Below are 21,055 nucleotides of genomic sequence, written 5' to 3' on the forward strand. Positions count from 1 at the left end.
CCAAGCGAACGATCGCGGAGTTGGTGTTAATTTGGCTTAAGTTAGCAAAACCTAAACCTACATGGTTCTCTTCTTCTCATAGGGCTTGGGATAAGCCTTCTTACTCTGCTTTAACCCCAGTTTGACTAGCATCTCGGTGTATTTCAGTGCTGCTAGTCCAGGGTCTATTACGGGCACGCCCAGCCTCTTCTGGAGGATTTCAGCAATGTTTAGTAGGCTTCCACAACCAAGTACTATTACATCCGCTCCATCCTCTTCAACCGCTTTCTTGGCTTCTTCGTATAGTGCTTCAACCAGCTTATCAAAGTCTTTCTTGATGTCAAGGACTTTTATTTCGACGAGCCTCACACTCGCTAACTTGTGTTCAAGACCATATGACTTAACCCTTTCCAGCACCATACCTTTAGCCTTCATTCCTCCGACGCTGACGACGGAGAATTTTCTTCCAAGCGTTGATGCTATGTGAATACTCGGTTCGCACAGACCCACGACGGGTATGTCTAGTGCTTCTTTTATGGCCATGAGGCCGGGGTCTCCAAAGCAGTAGTCTATGACGGCATCGTAGCCTTCTTTTTCCGCTTTCTCGGCTTCTAGGAGGGCTTCAAGCTCCGCCCAGACCTCGTCATAGATCATCTCTATGGACTCGGGGCCTTTCTTTATGTTAACAATAGTTATTTCGGTATCGGGGTCCTTGTGCTTGCTGTAAGCTTCCTCTATCATTTTGTTCCAGATATCTGTAGACACGGGAACAATGACTTTTATGCGCATTTTAATACCACCCATTCCAGTTCTGTTAAGAATGCTATTTAAGCATTTAAGGCAATGCGTTGCGTGGCGTCATGCAGGATTCATAAAATTAAAATAAAATACACAATGAAGTTAGTGCCGGCACCATGTATCTGTAAACTTTCTCTATGGTTTAACCTTGCTCTCTTCAGCGTATAACCAGCACTTTACAACGTGCACGTTAGAGGCCACGTTGATATCTGGAGGCTCTATTTTTTTACATGTTTCTGTAGCGTATGGGCACCTTGTATGAAATCTACATCCAGGCGGAGGGTTGATCGCGCTCGGTATTTCTCCCTTAGACTCTATGCCCTTTGGTAGCAGTTTGCTTTCCTCCTCAGTGAGCGTTGGAATGGATGAGAGGAGCATTTGTGTATAGGGGTGGAGCGGCTTACTGTAGAGTTCCTCGGTAGGTGCCATCTCCACTATTTTGCCTAAATACATAACGGCAACTCTATGTGATATGTTTCTAACCACGGCAAGGTCATGAGTTATTAGTATATATGTGAGCTTTCTATCCCTTTGAACGTTTAAGAGAGTTTTTAGTATTCTTGACTGCCCGGATACGTCGAGAGCCGACGTCGGTTCATCAAGTATTAGGAACCTCGGATCCGTAGCGAGGGCCCGGACTAGTGCTATTAGCTGCTTCTCTCCACCACCTAGCTCTCCCGGTAGCTTGAAGAGATAGTCTTCGGTTAAACCTATATATTCTACTAGTTCTAGGAGTTTTCTCGTTCTCTCGAGCTTAGCTAACTTGGGATAATGTATCTTTATTGCTACTTCGACGATGTCTTTGACAGTCTTCTTGGGGTTGAGCGATGTTGCCGGGTCTTGGAAAACTATTTGAATCTCTCTCCGTAGCCAGAGGGGCCTTTTAATTAGTGGCATGTAGCCTATTTCCGTATTCTTATATAGTACCGAACCGGCTGTAGCCGTGTACTTTCCTAGAATTACATGGGCTGTCGTCGTCTTACCTGATCCAGATTCGCCCACGAGGGCTAGGGTTTCCCCTTCGAGTACATTGAAGCTTATATCATCAACAGCTTTCACAGTACCTCTTGGCGTAGGGAAATACTTCTTCAAGTTGACTATTTTGAGTATTACAGGGTACTGGGCATTACTTTTTTCGCTCAGGCTATTCATGAGCCAACCCCTCAGATCTTTTTCGTTAACTCCTCCGTGTAGAGGTGGCAGGCAACGCTCCTCTCTTTACTTACTTCAACTAGTACTGGCTTTATTTTTTTACATGTTTCTGTAGCGTATGGGCACCTTGTATGAAATCTACATCCAGGCGGAGGGTTCCTGTAGTCAGGTGGATTACCTCTTATTCCCTCGCCAAGCTTCGTAACGATGATCTTTGGCGCGCTTTCCACTAGAAGCTTTGTATATGGATGTAGGGGTTCGTTAAATAACTTAGTTGACGATGCCTCTTCAATAATGTTTCCACCATACATGACGTACACCCTCTCGGTCATGCCACGTACCATGCCTAAAGCGTGCGAGACCAATATCATGCTCAAACCTCTCTTCTCGACGAGATCGTTTATTAGTTTCAGTATCTGCGCCTGTATAGTAACATCTAGGTTTGTCGTAGGCTCGTCCGCTAGTAGGAGCTCTTGTGCTGACGCTAAAGCCATTGCAATGACTACTCTTTGTCTCATTCCACCACTTAGCTGGAAGGGATATGAGTGAAGAACTCTCTCAGGGTCCGGTAGCATAACTTCTCGTAAAAGATCTAGGGCGGTGTTTTCAAGGTCTTTCTTCGTGTAATCTGATCCGCTATATACATATTTAAGTATATCCAGCATTTGCTCTTTCACAGTGAAAACCGGGTTTAGTGCTGCGAGCGGGTCTTGGAATATCATTCCGACTTTCTTCCTTCTTATTTCAAGAAGGTAGTCACTAGCACACCGTAGAAGGTCCACACCCTTGTATAGTACCCTGCCACTGGTTATCCTGCCCTGGGGCGGTAGTATTTTAAGTATCGACTTGAGAAGGGTTGTTTTTCCAGCCCCCGACTCCCCTATTAATCCAACCTTTTCTCCAGGCCTTACGTATATTGAAACTCCATCTAGTACATGGTATACGTACCAGTAGCTTTTGTACTTGACATGCATATCCTCTACTTTTAGTAGAGTGCTTGATTCTGGCATGCTCATAGTTACTCACCAACAAAAACTTCTCGGAGTCCATCGCCAAGCAGATTGAGCGCCATTATTAGCACAGCTATCCCCACAATGGGGCCTATGATCATCCACCAGTAGCGCGGAAAGTATACCATGTACTCTGATACCATGGTCCCTAGATCGGGTGTTGGCGGCTGCGCGCCTAGCCCTAGGAAACTTATAGCGGCCCCCATTAGTAATACCCATGCCGCATCTAATGTGGCCTTGGTTAAAATAGGGCCTAGAATATTCGGCAAGATCTCCCTGAACATTATGTGGAGGTCTCTCATTCCAAGAGCCCTGGCAGCCCATACGTAGGGTTCATCGCGGACTGCCGCCGTCATCGAGTACACCATTCTAGTGTACCAAGGCCACCACATGAGCGTTATAGCGATCATCGCGTTCACGATATTGGGCTCTAGTATTGCGCATATTGATAATGCAAGTATTAGAGGCGGAATGGATACGAACATGTCCGCGAGCCTCATGATCACATGTTCGATCCATCTTCCCTTGTAGTAGCCTGCTAGGAGTCCCAGTACCGTGCCGGTGGGCAGGACTATGCTTAATACTATGCCTATCATTAGAAACGCAAGCCTATATCCGAAAATAACCCTTGAAAGAATGTCTCTCCCCACGTGATCTGTCCCTAAAAGGTACCTTGAACTCGGTGGCAGAAACCTTTCTTTGAAATTCGCGTACATACCGGCATGCTGGGGATATGGTGCGATGTACTCCGCGAACACAGCCGATATGATCAATATGAGAAGTATTGAAAGGCCTGTAAGTGCCAGTTTACTCCTACTGAACCTGTACCAAGCTCTTTTAAACCGTTCCCTCTTCATCGCCTTTTCCTTTTCAAATAGTGACAATAACTCTCTAGACTCCACCATTCTCACCCGCCTCCATGCCTAATTCTAGGATCTACGAGAGTTAGTATAACGTCCACAATGATGTTGGTAATGCTATACACCAGTCCTGCGACTAGTACAACCCCCACTATGCCGTTTAGGTCTTTCCTAAACATAGCCATTATTCCGAACTTTGACAGTCCCGGCCAGTTGTATATTGTTTCAACCATGAACGCGTTAGCGATCAATGCAGCTATGTCGAGGCCCATGACGGGTATTGTTGAAACTAGTGAAGGTTTTAGAGCGTACTTAAAGTAAACTGTCCTGTAAGGTAGGCCGTGAGACATGAAGGTGAGTACATAGTCTTTGCCGATGTTTTCTACCATTGCAGATCTTAATATGCGTGCTTCCTGTGCCATTGCCCCGAGCGCTAGTGCTAGTGAAGGCAAGAAGAGGTGCCACACCGCATCCACAAACGCGTTTAGGTTTCCATTAATTAGGGCGTCAAGAGTCATCAGACCAGTAACTCTCGGAACTCTTATCCCCGGGGAGAGCCTCTCAGTAGCTGGGAACCACCCGAGTGTGTAGGAAAATATAAACTGTAGTATCAGCCCCCATGCAAATGCTGGAATACAGATCCCAACATACGCGAATACTCTCAGCGCGCCATCTATGATCGAGCCCGGTCTGCTACCACTCAATGTACCGAAGATGAGCGTCCCTGCTACCTGAATAATTGCTGTAAATATCATGAGCTCTAGCGTCGCTGGAAGAAATTCAGCTATATCAACTGTTACTTCTCTGAAAGATGCTAGCGAGATGCCGAGCTTTCCTTGGAATAGGTCTCTTATCCAGTAGTAATATTGGACATATATAGGCTTATCGAGGTGTAGCAGTTCTCTATACCTCTGCACTATTTCCTCGGGGGCCCTCGGCCCCAAGGCCATTCGGGCTGGATCGCCTGGCATGATTCTAGCCAAGGTGAATATTATTAGCGAGAGCCCGAATAGTGCTAGTAGAGAGGCAATGGCCCTTTTGAACACGGTGCTCTTAACTATTTTCTTTATGTGCCGTATCACACTTACACCTACCTCAGCGGCTTCCCACACCTTCTATATATGAGGGCTTTAAAAACATTATCCCGGATAGTACCTAGGGTAAGTAGAGGATAAGGCGTGAAGGTGGGGTCACAAGAGTTCCTAATTTGTCGATAAGAGGTTTTTACTAAAGGCACAGTAGGATTTGAGAGTAAGACTAACGTATAATAAAAAATCGCCTTTTTATTTTTCCTTTTATTTCATTCCTAGTAGCCGGGCCTTCTCTTCGAGGTTTAGATTCATCTTCCAGTACTCTACGTCCCAGCCGAAGACTCCGACCATTTCTCCTCTTGCAGAGGGCCATTCTATGTACGTCTGATAGGCCTTAAAGCCTATGAAGTCTCCAGCGAATATTGATGGGTATAGGTAGAATATGTATCTGATCAATTCGCATGTCTTTCGGAGCCTCTCTTCCTTGTTCAAAGTTGCCAGCGCATCTTCTATTTTCGCATCAAGCTCTTTCTGAATATCCTCGGTGAACCATTCATTCTGATTGACTGTGCCGTGAGAGCTGCTGTGCCACCTTAGGTATATCATTGATATCGCCTCTGGGTAGTCTGCAGTTATCCACATGGGTTCTATCTCGTTTGGTGTATCCCAGCGCGTCATGGCCTCAACAACGAATAGCCAATCTAATTTTTCGATATTAATTTTCAGGCCTACCTGCTCTGCCGCGGTTGCAAGCAGGTATCCTACTCTGTCCTCTCCGGGTACTGGGGCTCTCCACGTGATATCCATTGGGTACTTGTCCAGCTGACCCCAGTACTTGGATTTCATTAACTCCTCTCTAGCTTTTTCAATATTGAACTCTACCGGTTCAGGGAATGGGCAGACCCCGATCATGTTTGAAGGAACTATTGATGTGGCCTTTTCGTGCTGAGGCATCAATTTGAGGAACGTGTCGTAGTCGAATAAGTAGAATAGCGCCTTCCTAACCTGGATGTCATCCAGGGGTGGTTTTCTCGTGTTCATCATTAAGTAATACATGCCGTAGAGGCGTAGACGGGCTACATCGATTCCTTCAATCTTATCTAATTCCTCATATGTTTCTGGAGGTAGCCATATAGTTGAAATGTCCAGTTCTCGTTTTGACATCAACGTGAGTGTAGGTACGGGGTCTATTATTGCAACTATCTTTACTTTTTCGGGAGCGCGCGGCGCGAATGTACCCCACCAATCCTTGTTCTTGACTATTAATACGTGTGATCCGGGAACGTATTCAGCAAGCATGTAAGGTCCAGTACCAACACTTCGGTGGCCTTCCATTAACCACCCTTTTCCGAAGTCACACCATTCCCCGTAAGGTCCGGGGCACCTTATGTTCTTCTTAACCTCTTCGCTGTCAACTACATATATGTAGCTGGCCAGGTACTCGAAAACTCCACAGGGCTTTTTGAGCGTGACTTGAACTGTATACCTGTCTATGGCCACGACCTTGTTAACATCTACCCACGGAACCAGCAAGTATCCCATGCCCTCGGCCATTATGGTCTCTCTTAGTATTGAGAAAACCACATCGTCTGCTGTCATCTCTCTTCCAGAGTAGTGGAATTTCACTCCCTTTCTTAGGTAGAATGTCCATACAAGTCCGCCTTCAGTTGCCTCCCATCTTTCAGCTAACCACGGTATGACGACTACCGTTCCCCCTCTATACTCCATGCTAAGTAACGTGTCGTATACATTATGAATGTAAGCTCTTCCAGACTCGTCATGAGCCACGTGTGGGTCTAAATAGGGCAGGTTAGCCCAAGATGTAACTATCATCGATTCCAATGCTGGTGGCGGAGTGGTTGGTGTGGGTGTGGGTGTTGTAGGTGTGGGTGTTGGAGTTGTAGGTGTTGGTGTGGGTGTAGGTGTTGGAGTTGGTGTTGTAGGAGGAGCCGCCGGAGGCATAGTCACAATAACAGCAGCCACGATAGCAACAATGACAATAATAGCTATAATGATAGCTAGGGTTTTAGTAGTTATTCCTCTCAAATTCATCCTGCCACCTATACCTTGAAACATACTACAGCCTAAGGTATTTAAACTTTTCTCGCTCTGGATCGCCTGTTCTGGGATACTTCTTACGGGAAATTCTATTGAGTAACTGCACTAACTTGAACGACAAGGTGTTTAGCCAAAGTCTCAGTAACAACTCAGTGTTACGTTGCCTCAATGTAGGTACCGGTTATCTTCAAATAGAAGCTCCCTCTACCACTAGCAGTCCATTTGAGAATTAACGTTATGTTGTACTTGCCTTTCTCGATTGGCATTGGCTCGTCGTAACCTGGTATTACTGCCATTATCCTGTAGCAGGGTTCATTGATACCGGCTAGGCACGGCATACTAATCCTGTAGACCCTGTTCTCCGATCTCATCTCAATTGTACCATCTAGTAAGAGTTTAAAGTCACCACTACACTCTACTAGTTGCGCTCTAACCTGTATGGTTCCATTTCTCGGTATTTCGACTACTCCGAGGTCAAGTACCTCGGAACCCTTCTCGGTTGTTATGTCTAGTTCGATATCGCGCTCTATCACTATAGGCGTAGTCACGTTCACAGTACCTCTAATGTTTATATTGATCACATTAACTAGGTGTAAACCTAAGACTACGACTGCAACCACCAATAACAGTATCGTGAAGTAAAGCGTGACTTTTCCCATTCAAATACCCCTGGGATATAATAAACTAGAGGGCCCTATAATGATTGGCAAGCGCGTATACTTTGTTTTTAAGCGGCACAATCGGTCCGTGATGGCATCGCTCTGCTAGCCGAAAACCAGTATGGAGAGCCTTTGTAATTCAGCATTGCTTAGTTGTTACAGAGGCGCAGTTAGTGGCGGTGGCGAAGGTAACGATGGGGCGTGCGCTTTTTTAATTTTACGTACCAAAATAAACACTGCAGTAGCCACTACGGCTACGAGTATGCCCATTACGGCCAGTACTATTAGTAGCAAGTATGTCAGGGAACCGCTAGGTGACAGTTCTGCGATGCTCGAATCGATTATTGATATTTTAATTTGAGCGCCATAGCTCTCGCCTTCAACGGACTTTAAAACACCTCTATAGTATTCTACCTTACCATAGCTTATATTGTACTTTCCGCTGTAAGAAGGGTCAATGAAGATCTCCATGCTTTCAGGTGTGCTTTTAGCAGTATTTACGCTTCGAGTCGACGATCCAACTCCTTGCCCAATACTTTGACATATCTGATCTGCGGTTTCTACTTCGCTTAGCGAGAACCTGTATGTTATGGTAGTATCTTCGATGCCGAGTATTTCAACTTTGATTTTAAACGAGCAATTTACGTTGACATCCATTAAGTTGCCGGTAATCGAGTACCTATAGGTGATCCAATCCCCCGGTTTAAATACGAAGTTCTCAGCATTCACCACGGAAAAGACGGCTAAGGTCATTACAATTACTGTTGCTAGTATTAAGAGGAACTCACCATTCTTTAAATTCAATCATTTACACCCAAAGGAATTATTAAAAATCCGCTTATAAATTTTCATCTGTAATTTACCCTTTTCCTTAGACGATCCTGCAGTCCCTGCGACCACGAGTTTACATGCTAAACAACGGCATTAAAAGTCTTTCGCTACATGTAAGCGGGACTACCAAGTAACTGCCAAATACCATTCTTTGCCTTTAGGTTATTTCGAAGTTTGTTCTAAGACAGGCTGCGTTTCGAACCCGTTTACGGCGGCTCCATTCACGTTGACATTGAATCCCTGCAGAATTGTGCGAGGCCGGGGAATGAGAGGGAGATAAGCAACGTGTGTTCCAAGAACCGGCCCTACAAAAACTCTCCACTAGGTGGCTTATCGTGCTTGTAGAGGTTACACTTAAATCCTCGACTTGAAATTCCCCATATATGGATGCTTAGCAGGCACATCTGTGTACCATTTCCTTGAAGAATACAAGATCGTCGACCTCTCCAATAGTTTATGAAGAGCTCCATGACACCCAGTTCCTTACCGGTTTTACGGCCTGAGAGATATCCTAATAGTGAGGTAGCTGGTACCGTTCTGTTTTCCGTATTGAAAGGGAGGTCGTCATTCGTGCTCTTAATAACATTGTACCATCCATCTAGCGGAGATCGGGAGTTCTCCGCGGGGCACTAAATTACAAGTCCCGGCTACTGACAGTCTTTACCGGAAGTTTCTCACGTGTTCGTGAAGTTTAAGTCAGTCTTGGTAGGTCATGTGTAGTCAGTTCTAATATCGAAAGAGCCCATAACAGCTGATTACAAAGTTGAGCTGGGAGTGGTTGGCGAGAGGTATAAATACGTTAAGTGAGGATAGAGCGTTTAAGCACATCGTGTTTAACGGCATCTCCTTCCGTGACCAGCAGTTCTTGAACCTACAGCCAGACCAATCTTTGCCGAGCCCTGAATCTTAATTATGTATCCGGACCGTGAAAGCACGGAGCTATGTGTACTGTCACCTAACTGCTTATATATGTCCCCCCGCATAGTGACTTAAGTGATGTGCTATGATTATTGAATCCGCATTCTTTAGGCTCCCTGATTACCTTCGCACGGTTGAATCGCCGGGTGAGCTCTACGAATCACAACTAGTATTCATGTTCGCAGTAGCACTGTACCAGGAGCTTTCGTCAAGGGGTCTTTTCCACTTATTACCGTACATACAGCTGAACAAGCCTTACCCTCGTGGTGGAAACAGGAAAGCCGATGTATATTTTAGAGTACCAACAAAGAGGCTTTCACCAGAACTGCTCACAAGGTGGTGTGTTGCAGGTGTTTGCGAGGAGAACTGGATTGAGGTCGAGTACTACGGAGGCCTAGGCATAATGTACGGTAAGAGGCAAAGACCCATTGAAAGATCCGCTACGAGAACCAAGGCCGCTAACGCATTAAAGCTACTTAATAGCCTCCTCAGGCTGGAGTACTACGCTGGGGAAGGCTGCAAATACCTACTAGCAGTATTTGATACTAAACCCGATGAATACTTGCCATTTAAGAGCATGTACGTCCTTAAACCAATTTTCGAGAAGCCAGGAGTATTTAACATCAAAATACCAGTGGATCAGGTAATTAGACGGAGGACGGCTTATAGAAGCATGGATAAACGCATACTAGACGAGCTAGAGAAGGCGGAGAAGGCGAGCCAAAGGGAACTGAGCTTAGACATAATAGTGTACTCGATAAAGCCTATTCAAGCAAGCGGTCTAGTGACACCGCCACCGGATTACGCGGAGAAGAGCACAGTGCACTACTTTTACCTAATGCGCCTATTAGAGCCCCCTAGGAGTACAGCCGACTAGAACTAGAGCTTACCCGGTACAATGAGCGGGAACACTAACGCGCGCCTTCTTAGACGTGCCACCTCTACCCTGTATAATGCAGAGCCAGGAGCTGATAGATACGATTCCCAGTTCCGGATGCATGCAGTACTCAGATAAGCTCTTCCGTGTTCTTGTACCCTTCATTTCCCACGCCATGTGACTTGTATGTCGGTTAAAGGTATTGGAAGCCAGACCGTATTCGTGGATAAGCTAGCCTTCAAGCCATTAATTTAAAAAGCTTACCTGTATATTTCAGGGGACATTATGGGGATGGGGCGTGGTCGTGCTTTGGCAAACAGGTATTCCCCGTCATATATACGCGGCGCTTTACTGTAGCTGGAGGCGGGTTGCGCGTGAAGTAGAGGTGTTAAAAGATATTTTCCACAGGTACGGCGCTAGGAGACTTATTGAGTTCGGATGTGGCATTGGAAGACACGGTTACTTGTTATCAAAAATGGGCTTCGACGTTGTGTTGACCGATGCCAAGGACTGGAGATACGGAGTTGCGAAAAAACTTCCCTTCGCGAAATTAGATGTGCTAGACGAAGACGTAAACGTTAATGGCGGGTTCGATGGCGGCTATGCGATAAACTTCCTTACCATCTTCAAGTACAACGACATGGTAAAAGCACTGAAAAACATCGGTAGGATAGTAGGTAATAGAGTCTTCGTGGCCGACTATAATTTTACGCTCTACAACGAACCGCGCGAAGTGCGCATTAAGATTAAAGGAGAGACTTACAGGGCTTTACTGGACGAGGAAAGAGCCGAGCCTATAGAGGGGGGAGTGCTTTACAAGTACAGGGTAAAGGTTCTAGATAGCCGTGGAAAAATCATCGGCATAGAGGAGGACTCCTACCCCGTTTATAGGAAGGAAATAGTATTCGACGCCATTGAAGAGGCAGGCTTTAAAGTGCTTGAGGTGCGGTGGGCTACCTGGGACCCGGTAGATTACATGTATAAGCTAGTAAACAAGGAGTCCGATAGCGCTTTCATAGTAATGAGTAGAGAGGAGTAGTAAACCTGCGCTTTAAACGCGCCAGGACGTTTCTCCGCTCTACGCTACCCTTACAAGTGCTTTGAAGTACATTAAAGTGGTTATTCCTCCCAGCCGTAGCCTTTACTAACCCTTCAATGGTAAGCCTTAGAATTAATTCTATTCATGGAATTGGTATGCGGGAGAGGGATCATCATGGCTTACTTGTTCATCTTAAGTTATGGAAATTCATGGAAATCGCGCCGAGACCGCTGGTAACCGCGAAATTCCGTGCAATGAGTACAGGACCACTATAATGGCTTTTGATCTATAGGCGTTTTTGGGCTCATTGTTGAGAACGAGAGCTTTCTCGTTGTTCAAGCTCTCTAATAGCCCATTGTTTCCTGTATTTCCAGAGTGAAGGCGGCGTCCACATTATCCAAAGTGGCAGTGCCTTTACAAATTCGTAGGCCTCCTCCCAGCTATCAAGCCCAAGCTTCTCGGCAAGCTCTTCAAGGCTCATTGGCGTTTTAATGTACTCACGAACTATTTTAAGCGTGTTCTCATCTATTGGAATCTCCTTTTCCCCTACTTTAACTACAAACATTACGTTCTTCTCTTCACTCAAAGCACTAACACCCCCGAGAACACGATAGTAGCAGGGCTTATAAGTGTTAGACGCTACAAGTGGGGCCGCCGGGATTTGAACCCGGGACCACCGGCGTTCCGGGATTGCTGGTTACGGGGGTCAACCCCCCAGGCCGGCATCCTAGCCAAGCTAGACGACGGCCCCCATACTGTACACTAAATTTTTAGAGATTATAAAAATGACTCGGCAATCGAGTATTAGTTTCGGTCAACCCCCTCCTTACTTAAACAATCCTACCGATAACTCCTTAAACACTTATTTAAGTTTTACAATAACACTGTTCACTATTACTGTGTGCTCTTTATTTGGCTTATATAATGAGTTATTCGTGCAAGCACTTAGTAATGAGTTTTCTGCTCTATTTATCTGCTGGTAGCTTAGAGGTTAAAAAATGCCTGTGAAGTACAGATGTAAGCATTGCGGTTATGTTCTCTACGAATTTAAGGGAGTGGGGCAAAGCTATATCGGCGTGCCCACGCCTTCAGAGGTTATTAAGCTAATAGGTCACGTGTGCCCTTACTGTAAACGCGTGCTAGAAGTACCTAAAAGTAGCTTTAAGGATTACGTTATCGTGAGGCCGACGGCCCCGCGCGTAATTAGTGAAGTGTTAAAGCCCGTGGAAATTAGCGCTCGGGAAGTAGAGAATGTAATAGCTCATTGAAGGCCTCTCTGCTATAGGTAGTTTTGTACTCTCTAAGAGCCTTTAACACCCTGTCTCTGCTATACCCTAGTAGCTTTTCGAGACCCTGTGCGTACTTGAACCTGTAGAGGAGGTATGAAGTAAAGGACGTGAGGTTGGTGGGCCTTTCGGTAATCTTCGCGCTCTCCCAGTCAAGCACCTTTACCTTACCATCACAGTAGAGCACGTGCCCGTGGGGCCTATTTATCTCCGTGTGATCTATTCTAAGGGAGTCTAATGCATAGAGTAGCGTAAAGGTACTCCTGAGTAGATTCACCAAGCTTTCTAAACCACCACTAAATATGAGTTCTTCGAGCACGCGCGTATATGACTTACAGGTGTGCGGTGGTAGAAGCTCGTAGAAAACGTAGAAATCCCTGTAGAGGTAGAGATTTGGTGGTAGTCCAGAGGGTTGGGCATTCTTTAACATCTCTGCTTCGTGGACAAGGCTATTACGCCTACTGTCAGTCCTAAGAACTTTTAGCGCGCCAATGCCGTATTTTGCATGATAGGCTACTACGGTAACGGCGCTGTAACCACGTCCCAGGATTCTAATCCCGAAAACGTTCTTACCGGTTTCGAGGAGGTAGATGAAGCCGTCGTTTAAAAGCATCTTCAACCTTTCTTCGAAGCCTCTACACGCTCTACTCGGGTAGCAGAGTACTCTATTAATGTAGGTACTTGGGTTTCTCAAAAAGTGCACTTCTCCATCCAGCTCGGGGTTTTGAGAATGAAGTCTCTGAGCCATCTACCAGCGCCTTCTTCAAGGAGCTTCAAGATCAGCCCTCTGCTAGCTACCCCTATACTTGGTTTTACCGCCTTCAAGTGTGGTGCTACGGTATACTCGCTCCACCTAGACTCGAGCAATTTAACGATGTCGACTTCGCTACGAATGTCCATGGACTCCAAGCAACCTTCGCTCGTGATCCAGGGTCCATAGCCCTTACCTACGTGTTTACGGATGAAGTTCACCAGTCTTTCGTCATCATGAACTATGCAGGGTCCACGATAATGCTTGTAATTCCAGAGAATGCAAGACCCTAATTCAACCACCACCACTCCTACGTCTTTCTCATTAGTCCACGACGAATAGTCTACTACATTTACGCCGAAAACTTCCAGTAGTTTAACGAGCCTAGAAGAAACTCTCTGTACCTCACCCCATATTACGTCCGGTGGTAGCTTTTCCTCCAGGTTATAGGTTAGGAAAAGCACACACCTGTTCTTCAACGCCTTAAGTAGCTCATCCACGCCCAGCTCGGAGGGTTCCTCGAAAAAGACCATGTCGGGGCTCTTCAAGTAGCACTTAGACGCTATAATCAGTGTTGCGAGGCTCCTTAAGCTGACACTAGCTGTAACATTCCTCAACGGGTCTACCGGGTCCGGCATGTAAATGCATGAATCGGGGTACTTCGACCTTAGTGCCCTAATGAAGTCGTCTGAAAAAGCGGTTTCCAGGGTGTTAATAAAGACCGGTGGTTTCCACCTCGACGCTGCTTCTAAAACTTCTCTGAAGCCGCCATGAGCCACGACTAATAGTTCAGTGGCGTAACCACTAAAGCCCCTAGTCTTAACTTCTGCCCCGTATACTCCAATAGCCTTCATGAACTTTTTGAGCAGCCTTATATGATCCCTGAGCTCATCTGTTAAAACGCTGTTAAGGTACTTCGTGTGAAAGGGAGTCCTATCAACAGCCGTTTTAGCTAGTGTGGGGTCTTGTAGCCTTAATCCGGGTACTACATCGATTTCGATATTTTCGACTACTACGTGAATGTAGGGGTGTTCGGCGTATCTTAATTCGTGTTGACCTAGTTCCCGCGTGGCTTCGAGTAGTAGGGGGAATCCCTTCCTCTCGATATCCTCTCTACTCCACTCTTCGGGGAATAGCACAAATACGTCTACGTCTCTGTCACCTGAAAGCCAGGTATCGTGTGCCACGCTACCTTGAATGGTTACTTCCACGTCTATACCGTGCTTCTTTAACGCCGCGTTAAGCACATTGACTACTCTTCTACAAGTACTCCAAATGAGCTCGTACTCTTCACGCGCGGGCCTAATTCTAGAGAGAACTCGTAGCTCTAGCTCCGTAAGCTTGCTCATTATCCACCACTAGCTAGAACAGCTTAACGCTACATAGGTTACTGTATACTGGTCCACTGGGCGTTAGAACACTCCTCTTTACGTAGACCTCTGTCACATTGGAATACCCGAAGTCCGTATCGAGGAGGCTGTTCATTACCTTGAGTAACCTATCCACGTTTCTAGGGCCCTTTACTCTTATGAGTGTTATGTGTGGTACGAACTCCTCTCTTTCGGGCTGTACTCCGAGCTTTCTAGTAATGGTCTCCACGAGTCTGTATAGCTCTACCAGCTTATCCGATCCTTCGCTGACGCCAGCCCATATTACACGTGGCCTAGTGGGCGAAGGAAACGCGCCCAAACCTTTAACGTGTATCTGGAATTGCTGGAACTTCAAACCGGAAATCTCGTTACATAGAACTTTAACGAGTCCAGCGGGTACTTCGCCTATAAATCTAAGAGTCAGGTGTATGTTTTCGTCTTCAACGGGTTTTAAGTCCGTCCCTGTAGCCGCTAGCTGGTCCCTAACCTCTATTAGCTTCCTCAAGACATCTTTATTCTCTACTTCTACTGCTATGAACGTTCTAATGAGCTCGCTCAACTAGACCTCCCTTAGCAGTACCCAGATGTATGTGAACAAAACGGTCTTAAAATAGGTTTAAAAACCATGCTAAGGTTATTTTACGCCTGAACCCCCCATAAGCGTGCGTTGTAAATAGCGCAGTTGGTGCTTAATGTGCCTAGAACATTCATACTTGTCACGGGCATGCCTGGTTCTGGTAAGAGCATAGTAGTGAGCGTTGCAAAGGAGCTTGGTATACCCGTTTACACGATGGGTGATGTTGTTAGAGATGAGACTCTAAGGATGTATGGCACAATTACGCCGGAATTAATGGTCGAGACGTCCAGGCTTCTCAGGGAGCGGTTCGGCGAGGACATAATCGCGTTAAGAACGCTTGAAAGGGTGCGAGAAGATCATCGCGTAGTACTGATCGACGGCGTTAGGAGCCTTAAGGAAGTGGAACTCTTCCAGAAGTACGGCGACGTGGTAATAATCGCAGTACACGCATCCCCTAAGACGAGGTTTAAGAGACTACTAGAGAGGAAGAGGCCTGGAGATCCTTCAAGCTACGAGGAATTCGCAAGACGGGACTTGGCGGAACTGGGCTTCGGCCTTGGTCACGTCATAGCATTAGCAGACCATGTTATTATAAACGAGGACACGCCTGAAAAAGCCCGCGAAGAAGCTAGAAGAATACTGACCAGCCTGGTGGGACCTCATGGTAGAAATTGCTGTTGAAGCCGAGGTAAGGCCCACGGAGGACGTAGAAAAGGTAAAGAAAGCCCTGTCAACTGTGGTAAATGCGAGTGAATTCGTAATAGAAGAGATCGCAGCAGGCTTTAAGGTCATTAGAACTAAGTGCGATAGGATCGAGTGCATGGAGCCACTTAGAAACACCATTAAAATCCAACAAATAGAGCCGGCCGTGAGAGCCTACCTGTACAAGTATAAAAGCAAGGGCGTGTTAACGGTGATGTTACATAAGCAAGTAGCTTACGTAGGTAAAATCTCGCTAGTAGATGATGCACGGGAATCCCCGCTGGGTCCGATAAAGGTCGAAGTCTCGGGTACCGAAGAGGAGATCGAGGAATTAATAGATTACCTAACAGGCAAGTAATGCTATGCCCTTTACGAAGTTAAATAAGGGCCGCGACGGTATTACTATAGCATCACCATCATCCCATCAACCGCCACTACCGTATTTTTGAAAATCCTATAGGCATCGAAAAACGTTTCCTCGACGCCGTGCCTTGCACTAATGTGGAATAAAATCAACATTTTGGCCCCGCACTCGAGGGCGACCTTTGCTGCGTCTACAGAAGTTGAGTGCTTTTGCTCGTGGGCCTCTTTCTCGTATATACCTGTAAACGTAGCTTCGTGTATCAGAATATCTACGCCTTTACAGCTCTCTATCACACTCCGCACTGGTGCCGTGTCGCCGGTATAACATAGTGTCTTTTTGCCCACAGTGATGTGGAAGCCATATGCTTCCACGCCATGATCTACTGGGAAGGGCTTTGCAGAGATCTTCGGATCGACGTAAATGAAGTTCTCGTCTATGCCCAGAAGATCCAGCTTGAAGCCCGGCTTTACGAGCCCGCTCTTAAGCACTGCAACCAGTGCATCCTTAAGTTGCTTCGGCACAGCTATAGTGAGGGGCTCTTTTCTATTTGATAAAGTCATTGACTGCAGTAATCCAGGTAACCCTAAGTAGTGGTCTCCGTGGCCGTGCGTTATGAAAACAACCTTGACCTTTAATGGACTAAGGCCTGTTCTGAACATTTTTGCCTGGCACCCTTCACCGGGGTCCAATAAGTACACATCAGAGTCTACTTTAAGGGCTATGCAGGGTAGTAACCTCGTAATGGGCATTGCTGCACCTGTTCCCAGGAAGTATATCCTGGCATTCACCATTACCACTTCACCACGTTAATAACCCTCGTGAGGGCGCTGTGCACGTAGTCGTAGTATCTTCCAGCTAGCTTTAACCCATGGGTACTTATTATTTCGTCTACGTAGTCCTCGAGCCATAGTGGCGCCATGAAGCACGCATAACCGTTTTTTGATAAGTACTCTGAAAGCCTTTCAACGAACGAGCTGTAAAGCTGCTTGATTTCAGTTCCATGCGTGCTAGCGCCCTTACCATAAGGTAGGTCGGTAGCAACGTGATCCACCGCTTCGTAGGAGAGGTACCGGGAATCGCCTATTATCACTATGGAATTGGACTTGAAGTATTCAACGTTAAAAGACATGCCCTTAACGAGTTTCCAGTCTAAGTCCACGCCAATACCTCTCACGCCCATGGACCACGCCTCGACTAGGATCACTCCTGTACCGGCAAACGGATCTAGAAGAACCTCTCCTTCACGGGCTCTTGAAAGATTGATAAGCACCCTCGCGATATCGGGCGTTAACGCTATGCTTCTCTTAAATGGCATGTTTCTAGTCCTTATAAGCATTGACTTCCTGCTTTGTACGTACTTCTTAATACCGACGAAAACCAGTCCACTGGAAAATATGAGTCTTTTTTCTTCTCCAATCCGGGTACCTTGCTTAAGGCCCACTGCGTCTAGGAATTCCTTGACTGCCCTACTGCTAACGGTAGACTTGTACACGGATAGATGTATAACCCTGTCCCCAACAACTTCAGCAACTTCTTTAGCGCCTGTGAGAGAGTAGGCACTGTAAACGCCGAGAAGTAAGCCGCTCTCTTTAATAAAACCGGCTCTTCTCATGATCTTGGCGGCTACGTCTAGCCCTGCCGTAGATGAGCATATCATCGTGTAGCACTCTAAACTCTCATGTGGACTGTACACTTCGAGGAGTGCTTTTAACTCGCCTTCTGCGAGGTGCTCGTTGCCACCACGTAGTACGAAGTACGTTTTCAAAGGAAAACACCCTCGGCGCGCTTAGCCAGCGTAGCCGCTGTTCTCTATTAAAGGACCTTTTTTAACTCCTCTACTACTCTATGAGTCACGCTAACGTACTCTATTAACCTGTGCTCGTGTCTTATTCCCAGCGTATCTGCTAGTAAAACTCTAAGTGCGCCGGAAGCCTCTAGCTTCTTCACGGCATCGCCGACTAGTAATCCGTGAGTGGCCGCTACGACTACTTTCCTGGCACCGTTTTCGAGCAACATCTTTGAGGCTTCTGAAATTGTGCCACCGGTACTTATAATGTCATCTACCATAATTACATCCCTGCCCTTAATGCTTAGCTCCCTGGGAGTATACATTACTGTTCCCGTGACTCTATCACGTTGCTTAATAAGGTAGTCGTAGTCGAGCCCGTGAACTCTCGCCGCAATAAACGCTCTTTCCAAGGCGCCTTTATCCGGTGCAATTATAACCGGTTTTTCGAGGTAGCTCAAAGCCCGAGCTACCAGAACATCTGATACCACGACGTTAATTACAGGACCTTCAAAGCACTCTAGTACACGTGTACTATGAACATCAACCGTAATTAGCACGTTGGCACCCGCTACTCTGAGCGACTTGGTCACTAGACATGCTGAAATGGGTTCGCCGGGTAGGAAGACCTTGTCTTGCCTAGAGTACGCGAGGTAGGGGATTAACGCGATGACCTTTTTAGCGCCTGCATTTTTAGCGGCATTAATTATTAGCAACGTCTTAAAAAGCCTTCTATCCTGTTCCGGGAACAGCGTTGACACCACTATGACGTCCTGTGAAGCGATTTTCTCGGGAGCTGTTAACTTAATGTATAGTTCACCATCGGGAAACACTTTTTCCTGGACAGTTAAGAGGTCGGCTTCAATGGCCCTTGACAACTCCTCCGTTAACCAGTAACCAGGATAACCAATTATCACTACCAAGTACTTCACCATGAAAATATAACGGGCTAAAGAAGGTTAAATAAGTAATGAGGTGCGGCATTGAGTTATGTACAGACCCGAAGCATTCGATCCTAGTAGACCGGGTATTGCGCTCGCACGGCTATGGAGGGGCTTAGAAGGGGGCAGAGTAACCTGCGATCTTTGCCACAGGAGGTGCATCATAGTGCCCGGTGCCTTCGGTGCTTGTGGTGTCCGCTACAACCATAACGGGGCACTCTACACTACCGTATACGGCATACTCACAGCCGCGAACGCTGACCCCATAGAGAAAAAGCCATTAATGCACTTCCACCCCGGTGCATGTGTATTTTCCATATCGACGGCTGGTTGCAACTTCTACTGTAAGTTCTGCGATAACTGGGTTCTAAGCCAAAGCAGGAGGGACAGGATATTCGGTGAACCCTATGAACCAGAGGATGTGGTAGAACAAGCTAAACGCAGTGGATGCCATGGATTGAGCTACACCTACAACGAGCCAACAATATTCTTCGAGTTTGTACAAGACACAGCTAAGATAGCGAAGAAAGAAGGGCTTTTCAACACTATGGTCACGAACGGCTACATCACCCCAGAGGCGATTAGGGAGCTAAAAGGGCTCATGGATGCCGCCACGGTAGACTTCAAGAGCGGTGGCAACAAGGAGTTCTACAGGAAGTACATGGGTGTACCAGACCCGGAACCCATATTCGAAAGCTTACTAGAAATGAAAAAAGAGGGTTTATGGATCGAAGTAACAAACCTTGTTATACCAGAAGTGGGTGATAAGGTCGAGGACGTTAAAAAGCTCGCAAAATGGATTGCTGAAAATCTCAACGAGGAAACACCGTTCCACCTACTGCGATTCCATCCAGACTACCTATTACGAGACTTGCCATCAACACCTATCTCAACCTTAGAGAAGCTCGCTAAAACGGCCATGGAGTGCGGCTTAAAGCACGTATATGTGGGAAACGTGTGGGGACATCCACTTGAAAACACGTACTGTCCTAAGTGCAGAACGCTAGTCGTAGAAAGGGCCGGTTTCTTCGTGTCCAAGTGGAAGTTAAAAAACGACTTTACATGTCCTAGTTGTGGTTACAGGCTTAATTTCCGTGGGGAATTCCACGGTGTGAGGTATAGGAGCCTACTCTGGTGGTAGTGGATGCCCTACTTCATCGTCGTTCTAGGCACGGCAGGTAGTGGCAAGACGTCGCTGTCAAGCGTGCTACACACGTACTTAACTAGCCACCAGCTAGATGCGATAATCGTTAACTTAGATCCTGCCGTTGAAGAGCTACCATACGACCCTGACATTGACGTAAGAGATTACGTTGACGCGAGGGATATAATGAAGAAAACGGGACTAGGACCCAACGGCGCCTTAATAGCATCCATAGACCTACTCCTGGTAGACATAGAGGACATTAAGGAAGATGTATGGAGCTATAAAGCGAACTACGTGATCATAGATACCCCGGGCCAGATGGAGCTCTTCGCGTTCAGGCACACGGGACCGCTAGCACTTAGAGCTATCATCGGCGATGCCAAAGCAGTCGCCACCTTTCTAATAGACTCAACGTATACGACCGAACCTTCAAATCTCTTCTCCGCATTACTACTGGCAGCATCAACGCACGTGAGGCTTAAACTCCCACTAATAAACGTCTTGACTAAAATAGATCTGCTCCCGCCGGGTGAACTCGAAAAAACCATGGAAATGCTCGAAGACCCGGACGTGCTAGCTGCTAGTATAGCCAATGAAAAAGACCCTAGGTTGATATGGGGGTTTAACGAGGTATCAAGCTTGCTGGATAAGTTACTAGTATTTAGCATAATACCCGTATCTAACGTAACAGGCGAGGGCATAGACGACCTCTACGCATTAGTGCAGAGAGTAGTTGCAGGAGGCGAAGATTACTATACAGAAGAGCCTAGTCCTGTTTTATGATGTAGAACGTAGTCGAAGCCGCTGGTTGCGAAGCCTCCAAGCTACCGGGCAAAAGCCTATTACAGCTGAAGGCTCTGCATCCCGGGACAGGAAGTAAGCTAGTGTAACTAATAGTAAACGCTTTAAATAACCTCTT

General features: G+C 46.5%; 23 protein-coding genes and 1 tRNA gene. 8 read left to right on the top strand and 16 right to left on the bottom strand.

Annotation, left to right across the window (positions count from 1 at the left end; translation table 11 throughout):
• Positions 1 to 57: 57 nt before the first annotated feature.
• The 6 genes from QXU03_00230 to QXU03_00255 form a co-directional block, all read right to left on the bottom strand.
• Positions 58 to 783, bottom strand: a complete 726-nt coding sequence (locus QXU03_00230) for an aspartate/glutamate racemase family protein (GenBank protein MEM2170176.1) — start codon at positions 781 to 783, stop codon at positions 58 to 60.
• Between the two features lie 129 nt (positions 784 to 912).
• Positions 913 to 1,929: an ABC transporter ATP-binding protein gene (locus QXU03_00235; GenBank protein ID MEM2170177.1), complete on the bottom strand. Its 1,017-nt coding sequence runs from the start codon at positions 1,927 to 1,929 to the stop codon at positions 913 to 915.
• Between the two features lie 11 nt (positions 1,930 to 1,940).
• Complete coding sequence (locus tag QXU03_00240) at positions 1,941 to 2,945, bottom strand: ABC transporter ATP-binding protein (GenBank protein ID MEM2170178.1); 1,005 nt, start codon at positions 2,943 to 2,945, stop codon at positions 1,941 to 1,943.
• 2 nt (positions 2,946 to 2,947) lie between these two features.
• Positions 2,948 to 3,844 (bottom strand): ABC transporter permease, encoded by an 897-nt coding sequence (locus QXU03_00245; GenBank protein ID MEM2170179.1) that lies wholly within the window; start codon positions 3,842 to 3,844, stop codon positions 2,948 to 2,950.
• Between the two features lie 2 nt (positions 3,845 to 3,846).
• Entirely contained in the window at positions 3,847 to 4,881 is a 1,035-nt protein-coding gene (locus QXU03_00250; GenBank protein ID MEM2170180.1) for an ABC transporter permease, read from the bottom strand.
• 213 nt (positions 4,882 to 5,094) lie between these two features.
• The gene (locus tag QXU03_00255; GenBank protein ID MEM2170181.1) at positions 5,095 to 6,618 is read right to left on the bottom strand and encodes an ABC transporter substrate-binding protein; all 1,524 of its coding nucleotides are present in this window, start codon (positions 6,616 to 6,618) and stop codon (positions 5,095 to 5,097) included.
• 67 nt (positions 6,619 to 6,685) lie between these two features.
• On the opposite strand from QXU03_00255, the gene QXU03_00260 reads away from it, so the two are divergent.
• On the top strand, positions 6,686 to 6,901 hold the full coding sequence (locus tag QXU03_00260) for a hypothetical protein (GenBank protein ID MEM2170182.1): 216 nt from the start codon (positions 6,686 to 6,688) through the stop codon (positions 6,899 to 6,901).
• Between the two features lie 142 nt (positions 6,902 to 7,043).
• Here the strand turns inward: QXU03_00260 and QXU03_00265 are convergent, their stop codons facing one another.
• On the bottom strand, positions 7,044 to 7,547 hold the full coding sequence (locus QXU03_00265; protein ID MEM2170183.1) for a hypothetical protein: 504 nt from the start codon (positions 7,545 to 7,547) through the stop codon (positions 7,044 to 7,046).
• Positions 7,548 to 7,703: 156 nt separating this feature from the next.
• On the bottom strand, positions 7,704 to 8,351 hold the full coding sequence (locus tag QXU03_00270; protein MEM2170184.1) for a hypothetical protein: 648 nt from the start codon (positions 8,349 to 8,351) through the stop codon (positions 7,704 to 7,706).
• Between the two features lie 1,030 nt (positions 8,352 to 9,381).
• Between QXU03_00270 and QXU03_00275 the strand changes: the two genes are divergently transcribed.
• A complete protein-coding gene (locus QXU03_00275) occupies positions 9,382 to 10,173 on the top strand; it encodes a hypothetical protein (protein MEM2170185.1) in 792 nt (263 codons plus the stop codon).
• Between the two features lie 298 nt (positions 10,174 to 10,471).
• On the top strand, positions 10,472 to 11,212 hold the full coding sequence (locus QXU03_00280; protein MEM2170186.1) for a hypothetical protein: 741 nt from the start codon (positions 10,472 to 10,474) through the stop codon (positions 11,210 to 11,212).
• 304 nt (positions 11,213 to 11,516) lie between these two features.
• Here the strand turns inward: QXU03_00280 and QXU03_00285 are convergent, their stop codons facing one another.
• Both QXU03_00285 and QXU03_00290 read right to left on the bottom strand, forming a co-directional pair.
• Positions 11,517 to 11,777, bottom strand: coding sequence for a hypothetical protein (locus QXU03_00285; GenBank protein ID MEM2170187.1), 261 nt, complete (start codon positions 11,775 to 11,777; stop codon positions 11,517 to 11,519).
• A gap of 81 nt (positions 11,778 to 11,858) precedes the next feature.
• Positions 11,859 to 11,963 (bottom strand) — tRNA-Pro (locus QXU03_00290).
• A gap of 247 nt (positions 11,964 to 12,210) precedes the next feature.
• Between QXU03_00290 and QXU03_00295 the strand changes: the two genes are divergently transcribed.
• Positions 12,211 to 12,480, top strand: coding sequence for a hypothetical protein (locus QXU03_00295; protein MEM2170188.1), 270 nt, complete (start codon positions 12,211 to 12,213; stop codon positions 12,478 to 12,480).
• On the opposite strand, the gene QXU03_00300 is transcribed toward QXU03_00295, so the two are convergent.
• Genes QXU03_00300 through thpR form a run of 3 tightly spaced genes read right to left on the bottom strand, consistent with a single transcriptional unit; the run spans position 12,443 to position 15,178 of the window.
• Positions 12,443 to 13,246 carry a serine/threonine protein kinase gene (locus QXU03_00300; GenBank protein ID MEM2170189.1) on the bottom strand — a complete coding sequence of 268 codons (804 nt, stop codon included), beginning with the start codon at positions 13,244 to 13,246 and terminating at the stop codon, positions 12,443 to 12,445. The two genes, QXU03_00295 and QXU03_00300, sit on opposite strands and share 38 nt — an antisense overlap.
• Positions 13,189 to 14,598 (bottom strand): CCA tRNA nucleotidyltransferase, encoded by a 1,410-nt coding sequence (gene cca, locus QXU03_00305; protein ID MEM2170190.1) that lies wholly within the window; start codon positions 14,596 to 14,598, stop codon positions 13,189 to 13,191. Before cca ends, QXU03_00300 begins: the two co-directional genes overlap by 58 nt.
• A gap of 13 nt (positions 14,599 to 14,611) precedes the next feature.
• On the bottom strand, positions 14,612 to 15,178 hold the full coding sequence (gene thpR / locus QXU03_00310) for an RNA 2',3'-cyclic phosphodiesterase (GenBank protein ID MEM2170191.1): 567 nt from the start codon (positions 15,176 to 15,178) through the stop codon (positions 14,612 to 14,614).
• Between the two features lie 135 nt (positions 15,179 to 15,313).
• Between thpR and QXU03_00315 the strand changes: the two genes are divergently transcribed.
• Entirely contained in the window at positions 15,314 to 15,877 is a 564-nt protein-coding gene (locus QXU03_00315; GenBank protein ID MEM2170192.1) for an AAA family ATPase, read from the top strand.
• The gene (locus QXU03_00320; GenBank protein MEM2170193.1) at positions 15,858 to 16,256 is read left to right on the top strand and encodes an RNA-binding domain-containing protein; all 399 of its coding nucleotides are present in this window, start codon (positions 15,858 to 15,860) and stop codon (positions 16,254 to 16,256) included. The genes QXU03_00315 and QXU03_00320 overlap by 20 nt, the downstream gene beginning before the upstream one ends.
• A 44-nt stretch (positions 16,257 to 16,300) precedes the next feature.
• On the opposite strand, the gene QXU03_00325 is transcribed toward QXU03_00320, so the two are convergent.
• Genes QXU03_00325 through prs form a run of 3 tightly spaced genes read right to left on the bottom strand, consistent with a single transcriptional unit; the run spans position 16,301 to position 18,983 of the window.
• Positions 16,301 to 17,053 carry a ribonuclease Z gene (locus QXU03_00325; protein MEM2170194.1) on the bottom strand — a complete coding sequence of 251 codons (753 nt, stop codon included), beginning with the start codon at positions 17,051 to 17,053 and terminating at the stop codon, positions 16,301 to 16,303.
• Complete coding sequence (locus QXU03_00330; protein MEM2170195.1) at positions 17,053 to 18,027, bottom strand: RNA methyltransferase; 975 nt, start codon at positions 18,025 to 18,027, stop codon at positions 17,053 to 17,055. The genes QXU03_00325 and QXU03_00330 overlap by 1 nt, the downstream gene beginning before the upstream one ends.
• Before the next feature lie 47 nt (positions 18,028 to 18,074).
• A complete protein-coding gene (gene prs, locus QXU03_00335; protein MEM2170196.1) occupies positions 18,075 to 18,983 on the bottom strand; it encodes a ribose-phosphate diphosphokinase in 909 nt (302 codons plus the stop codon).
• Positions 18,984 to 19,038: 55 nt separating this feature from the next.
• Here prs and amrS point away from each other — a divergent pair, with 55 nt between their 5' ends.
• Positions 19,039 to 20,130: an AmmeMemoRadiSam system radical SAM enzyme gene (gene amrS / locus QXU03_00340; protein ID MEM2170197.1), complete on the top strand. Its 1,092-nt coding sequence runs from the start codon at positions 19,039 to 19,041 to the stop codon at positions 20,128 to 20,130.
• Positions 20,131 to 20,133: 3 nt separating this feature from the next.
• Positions 20,134 to 20,919, top strand: a complete 786-nt coding sequence (locus QXU03_00345; GenBank protein MEM2170198.1) for an ATP/GTP-binding protein — start codon at positions 20,134 to 20,136, stop codon at positions 20,917 to 20,919.
• The last annotated feature ends 136 nt before the right edge of the window (positions 20,920 to 21,055 follow it).

It is taken from the genome of Desulfurococcaceae archaeon (assembly GCA_038845865.1).
In the GTDB taxonomy this organism is placed as follows: Archaea; Thermoproteota; Thermoprotei_A; order Sulfolobales; family Desulfurococcaceae; genus UBA285.